This window comes from Kitasatospora sp. NPDC059722, assembly GCF_042733235.1.
In the GTDB taxonomy this organism is placed as follows: domain Bacteria; phylum Actinomycetota; class Actinomycetes; order Streptomycetales; family Streptomycetaceae; genus Kitasatospora.
Window position 1 is genome coordinate 1 of sequence record NZ_JBHWGD010000205.1, and the last position, 5029, is coordinate 5029.

Here is a 5029-nt window from a genome sequence, read left to right on the forward strand (position 1 = left end):
TCGGCGTCCTGCTCGGCACCTGCGCGGCCCTGGCGCCGGGTGGGGCCCGGTGGACCCGGAAGACCGTGCTGGTGATCGAGTGGCTCACGATCGTCGCCGGCGTGAGACAGCTCTTCTCCGGCTCGATCATCTCGCTGGCCGGCATGGCGATCGCGGGCATCATCGTCCTGGCGTACAGCTCCGCCGAGGGCAAGGAGTGGTTCACGGTCTGAAGGGCCGATCGTCATCACCGGCTGCTGAGCGCGATCCCTCGCTCGCCATGAAGCGCCCCCGTCCGCTCGCTGCCCGGGTGAGCGTGGGGCCCACCTGGCGCGGGCCCCGGTCAGCCGATGGCCAGGCGCGGAGATATCAGGTGTAACGGTTGTGACGGCTGTAGCGGCTGTAGCGGTGCAGCAGATGGCGGGCGTCGGCTTCGTTGAGGCCGAGGGCGGCGGCGATCTGTACGGTGCTGTTGTCGTTCCAGGCATTGCGGGCGGGCCAGAGGGCGACGTCCCCGGCGGTAATCTCCAGCTTGCGGGCCGCGCGTACGGCCGCCAGCGGTTGGGTGTGCCCCAGTTTCTCGATCTCCTCTCCCAGCCGGCTCAGCAGGTCGGTGATCGTCTCGGGCAGAGGCACCGCGGACGCCTCCACCTCGACAAGGTGCATGTCCCACCAGTCGCTCTCGCAGTGGATCGCCACGTTGACGCGCGCGCGGTCCAGTTTCGGGTCATCGGTCTCGTCCCATTCCAGCAGGCGCTCAGGGCCCGTCCACCCACAGGAGCACACTCCGCGCACCGCGTGCGCCCGCGGCGCACGGAGAGTCCCGTCGTAGACGCTCCAGTGCGAAACGGAGTGCGCTGCCCCACTGCTACTCGTGTCGAAGATGACTGGGCGCGGAACGGTGCCGTCGGCCAGGAGCACTCCGACCTCACCCGTATGCAGGGCGCCGAACTCGTCCGTCGACCACGTCTCCCGCTCACTCATGGCATTCCTCCAACAACCTTCTGCCCCTGCCCTCTTCGGGGACGGGCAACGAGGATCCCGCAGTCCCCGGTCGTACGCCACCGAAACCCCGAAAACTCACCCGGGCCGCGCTGAAGTGCGCCTGCATGGCACTCGGCCCGACCGGGGCCGGCCGCGCGATGGACGACCCCCTCGAAGGCAACCCCGAACGCCTTCGAACCTGCCTTCGGCGGCCCGCTCTCCACCGCGCGCCGGTGATACGAGCCAGCCTGAGGGTACTCCGTTGGCTGACACGCTCGGACATCGCCCTGACCGCCCGACAGTGCCGCCGGGATGGCTTCGCTCCCACGTGGTTACAGCGCAGCCAAATCGTGCGTTGTCGCTGATCTTCGGGGTCCGCTGGATCCACCTGGTCACCGAGGAGAAGCCGTGTCCGAGCAGTTCATGAGCGTCAGGCAGACTGCCGAGTATCTGAACATGTCCGTTGCGTGGGCGTATCGCGAGGCGCAGCGTGTGGGGCTGGCTCCTTATCGGTTCGGTGCCGGTCCGAATGCGAAGTTGCAGTTCAGGGTGTCCGAGGTTCAGGCCTGGGTGCGGCAGCAGGGGCTCTCCGGAGGACAGGTCCATGACGGTTGCGAGGGGTGTGCCCGTGAGGGCTGACCCCTCGCGCGTTTTCCGCATCCAGGGCCTTCGCGGCGGGTCGCATCCGGGTGGCTGCCCCGGCGCCTCCGCTCAACTGCTGGTGAGGGTGTGCCAGGCGCCGTAGCCGCCGAGGAGGTCGGAGACGTCGGTGTGTCCGTGGTGGCGCAGCAGGCTGGCGGCGATGGAGGAGCGGTGGCCGCTGGCGCAGTGGACGACCAAGGGGTGGTCGGTGGGGATCTCGTCCAGGCGGGCAGGGAGTTCGGCCAGGGGGATGTGCAGGGATCCTTCGATGAATCCCGTTTCGCGTTCGCCGCAGGTGCGGACGTCCAGGACGGTGGGGGGCTGTTCGTCGGCGAGGGCGGAGCGGAGTTGGTCGGCGGTGAGGCGGCTGGCGGGGGTGAGGTCGTCGGCGAGGGTGGTCAGGGCGGTGTCGGGGTTGCGCAGGTAGCCGGCGATGTGGTCGAAGCCGATGCGGGCGAGGCGGGTGACGACTTCGTCCTCGCGGTCTTGGGGGGCGATGATCGCGAGGTCGGTGTCGGGGGTGAGGACGGTGCCGGCCTGTTCGGCGAAGCGGCCGTCGAGGGGGACGTTGATGGCGCCGTGGAGGTGTCCGGCGCCGAAGTCCTGGGGGCTGCGGGCGTCGAGGACGACGGCGCCCGCGCTGAGGGCCTCCTTGAAGCTCTCGGGACACAGGGAACGGGCAGGGCTCGTGCGGTCGAGCAGCGGGTGGTCCTGCCGGTTGAGGGCGGCGTCGTGGCCGAAGTACGCGGGGGCGGCGGACTGGCCGGCGGTGACGATGCGGACGAAGGTGTCCTGGTCCATGGGCCGGCAGGCGTAGTTGGTCAGGCGCTGCGCTCCGATCGTGGACTGCTTCTCGCTGGAGAGGTTCTTGCCGCAGGCGGAGCCGGCGCCGTGGGCGGGGAAGACCCGGACGTCGTCGGGCAGGGCCATGAGCTTGCGGTGGACGGAGTCGTAGAGCATGGCGCCGAGATCCTCGGCGGTGACCCCAACGGACGCGAGGAGGTCGGGACGCCCGACGTCGCCGATGAACAGGGCGTCACCGGTGAGCACGCCGTACGGGACGGCGTCGTCGGCGTGCTCGTAGACGAGGACGCTGATCGACTCGGGGGTGTGTCCGGGGGTCTCCATGATCTGGAGGGTGACGTCGCCCAGCGTGATCCGCTCGCCGTCGGCGAGGTGGCGGATGGCGTACTCGGTCTCGGCCCGGCGCCCGTAGCCGATCCACGCGCCGGTGCGGTCGGCCAGCTCCAGGTGGCCGGCCAGGAAGTCGGCATGGAAGTGGGTGTTGATCACGCCGACGACGGTCAGACCGCGCGCCTCGGCATCGGCGACGTACTCGTCGACGTCCCGGCGCGGGTCGACGACGACGGCACGGCCGGTGCCCTCGTCGGCGATCAGGTACGAGGCCTGCGAGAGACAGTCGAGGTAGAACTGGGCAAAGTACACGGGCACCTCCTGGGCGGCGCGACAGTGGCGCCGCGAGACGATCTCGATACCCCCCTCGGTATGTCTACCAGCATAGGGCCGCCATGGCCGAATACCAGGAGGGGTATCGCCGAATGGTTTCGATAATACCCCCGGGGGTACTATGGTGAGCCGCAGGGGGGATCCGGCCGCCGTCGCCGAGAGCCGTACGGGGCCGTCGACACAGTCACCCACCTCTGGAGAAGCCCATGCCCGCACAGCCGCCCGCCCCCGGGCAGACCACCGCCGCGGATGCCCACGACCTCGCCCGCAGCGCCGGGGCCGTCCTGCTCGACGTCCGCGACGCGGCCGAGTACGCCGCGGGCCACGCCCCCGGCGCCGTCCACCTGCCCCTCGTCGCCCTCGCCGCGGGCGCGCCGCTCCCGCCCGTGTTCGAGGGACGGACCGTCCTCGCGATCTGCCGCTCCGGCAACCGCTCCCAGCGGGCCGCCGAGCTGCTCACCGCGCGCGGGGCCACCGTCCTGAACGTCACCGGCGGCATGACCGCGTGGGCGCACGCGGGCTTGCCCGTGACCACGCCGGGTGGTGACGCGGGACTCGTCATATGACCACCCTGATCCTCGCCCTCGCCGCCGGCGCAGTCGTCGGCCTCGCGCTCGGCGGCCTGGGTGGCGGCGGCAGCATGCTGGCCGTGCCCGCGCTGGTCTACCTGCTCGGCTTCAGCCCGGCCCGGGCCACCACCGCCAGCCTGCTGATCGTCGCCGCCACCTCACTGACCGGCCTGGTCGCGCACGCCCGGGCCGGCCGGGTGCGCTGGCGCACCGGCGCCCTGTTCGCCGCCGCCGGACTGCCGGCCGCCGCCGCGGCCGGGGCGCTCTCCGCGCACGTGCCGTCCGCGCTGCTCACCGCCGCCTTCGCGGTGCTGGCCGCACTCGCCGCCTGGCGGATGCTCGCCCCGCGGCGCGACGCCGGGGAGGAGGAGCGCTCCGCCGCCGGTCCGGCCCGCTCGACGGCGGCGGGCGCGGGCCTGGGCGCCGTCACCGGGCTGCTCGGCGTCGGCGGGGGCTTCCTCGCCGTCCCCGCGCTGGTGTCCGTGCTCGCCTTCACCATGGCCGAGGCGGTCGGCACCAGCCTGCTGGTGATCACTGCCAACTCCCTGGCCGCCCTCGTCCCCCGGCTCGGTGCCACCGCCGCCATCGACTGGGCCGTCGCCGCCCCCTTCACCGGCGCCGCGATCCTCGGCGCGTGGGACGGCAAGCGGCTCGCCGACCGCCTCAGCGGCCGGACACTCCAGAAGGCCTTCGCCTTCACGCTGTTGGGCGTCGCAGGCCTCATGCTCGTGACTGCCCTGCACTGAAAGCTCCGCTCCGACCCCCGCACACAACTCCCCCGCGCACCACTCCCCCGCACACAGCTCCCCCGCACACAACTCCCCCCCTTGGAAGGCCCCCATGACCACGCCGCTGACCGTCGAGCAGCTCCGCCCCCGCCTGGAGCAGCTCACCCTCATCGACGTCCGCTCCCCCGGCGAGTACGCCGCCGGCCACATCCCCGGCGCGCTCAACATCCCCCTCGACCGCCTCGACGACGCCCTCACCGCCCTGCGCGACGCCGCCGCGCGCGGCGAACTCGCCGTCACCTGCGCGTCCGGCCCGCGCGCGACCACCGCGGTCGAACGCCTGACGGCCGCCGGCATCCCGGCCGTGCCGGTGATCGGCGGCACCGGCGCCTGGGCGAGCGCCGGCCACCCGCTGAACCGACTGGAGGGAGCCCGCGCAGTGTGGGCGATGGACCGTCAAGTCCGGCTGGTGGCAGGCTCGCTGGTCCTCGGCGCCATGCTGACGGACCTGGTCCGCCCGGGCGCCCGCTGGCTCGCGGCGGCGGTCGGCGGCGGGCTGGTGTTCTCAGCCCTCAGCAACACCACCCCCTAGGGCCACATACTCGGCCCCCTCCCCCACAACCGCGCGCTCTCTTATACACAAATCCGAGCCCACGATAC

Annotated in this window: 6 protein-coding genes and 1 pseudogene; 5 read left to right on the forward strand and 2 right to left on the reverse strand. The window is 72.1% G+C overall.

The window, feature by feature from the left end:
• A partial coding sequence (locus ACFV4F_RS42205; protein ID WP_380511129.1) for a hypothetical protein occupies positions 1 to 212 on the forward strand: 212 nt, incomplete at its 5' end.
• Between the two features lie 136 nt (positions 213 to 348).
• On the opposite strand, the gene ACFV4F_RS42210 is transcribed toward ACFV4F_RS42205, so the two are convergent.
• Positions 349 to 963 carry a hypothetical protein gene (locus tag ACFV4F_RS42210; RefSeq protein WP_380511132.1) on the reverse strand — a complete coding sequence of 205 codons (615 nt, stop codon included), beginning with the start codon at positions 961 to 963 and terminating at the stop codon, positions 349 to 351.
• Between the two features lie 408 nt (positions 964 to 1371).
• Here ACFV4F_RS42210 and ACFV4F_RS42215 point away from each other — a divergent pair, with 408 nt between their 5' ends.
• On the forward strand, positions 1372 to 1602 hold the full coding sequence (locus tag ACFV4F_RS42215; RefSeq protein WP_380511135.1) for a helix-turn-helix transcriptional regulator: 231 nt from the start codon (positions 1372 to 1374) through the stop codon (positions 1600 to 1602).
• A 72-nt stretch (positions 1603 to 1674) separates the two neighbouring features.
• On the opposite strand, the gene ACFV4F_RS42220 is transcribed toward ACFV4F_RS42215, so the two are convergent.
• On the reverse strand, positions 1675 to 3051 hold the full coding sequence (locus ACFV4F_RS42220) for a rhodanese-like domain-containing protein (RefSeq protein ID WP_380511138.1): 1377 nt from the start codon (positions 3049 to 3051) through the stop codon (positions 1675 to 1677).
• A 227-nt stretch (positions 3052 to 3278) separates the two neighbouring features.
• Here ACFV4F_RS42220 and ACFV4F_RS42225 point away from each other — a divergent pair, with 227 nt between their 5' ends.
• The 3 genes and pseudogenes from ACFV4F_RS42225 to ACFV4F_RS42235 all read left to right on the forward strand — a co-directional run.
• Positions 3279 to 3638: a rhodanese-like domain-containing protein gene (locus tag ACFV4F_RS42225; RefSeq protein WP_380447422.1), complete on the forward strand. Its 360-nt coding sequence runs from the start codon at positions 3279 to 3281 to the stop codon at positions 3636 to 3638.
• A complete protein-coding gene (locus ACFV4F_RS42230; RefSeq protein ID WP_380511141.1) occupies positions 3635 to 4387 on the forward strand; it encodes a sulfite exporter TauE/SafE family protein in 753 nt (250 codons plus the stop codon). The genes ACFV4F_RS42225 and ACFV4F_RS42230 overlap by 4 nt, the downstream gene beginning before the upstream one ends.
• 94 nt (positions 4388 to 4481) lie before the next feature.
• Positions 4482 to 4958, forward strand: a pseudogene (locus tag ACFV4F_RS42235) (rhodanese-like domain-containing protein); the annotation flags it as partial.
• Positions 4959 to 5029: the final 71 nt, after the last annotated feature.

Bases quoted from the DNA above. Each gene is read 5' to 3' on its own strand.
- ACFV4F_RS42210 (WP_380511132.1), bottom strand. From the start codon at position 963: ATGAGTGAGCGGGAGACGTGGTCGACGGACGAGTTCGGCGCCCTGCAT.
- ACFV4F_RS42225 (WP_380447422.1), top strand. From the start codon at position 3,279: ATGCCCGCACAGCCGCCCGCCCCCGGGCAGACCACCGCCGCGGATGCC.
- ACFV4F_RS42230 (WP_380511141.1), top strand. From the start codon at position 3,635: ATGACCACCCTGATCCTCGCCCTCGCCGCCGGCGCAGTCGTCGGCCTC.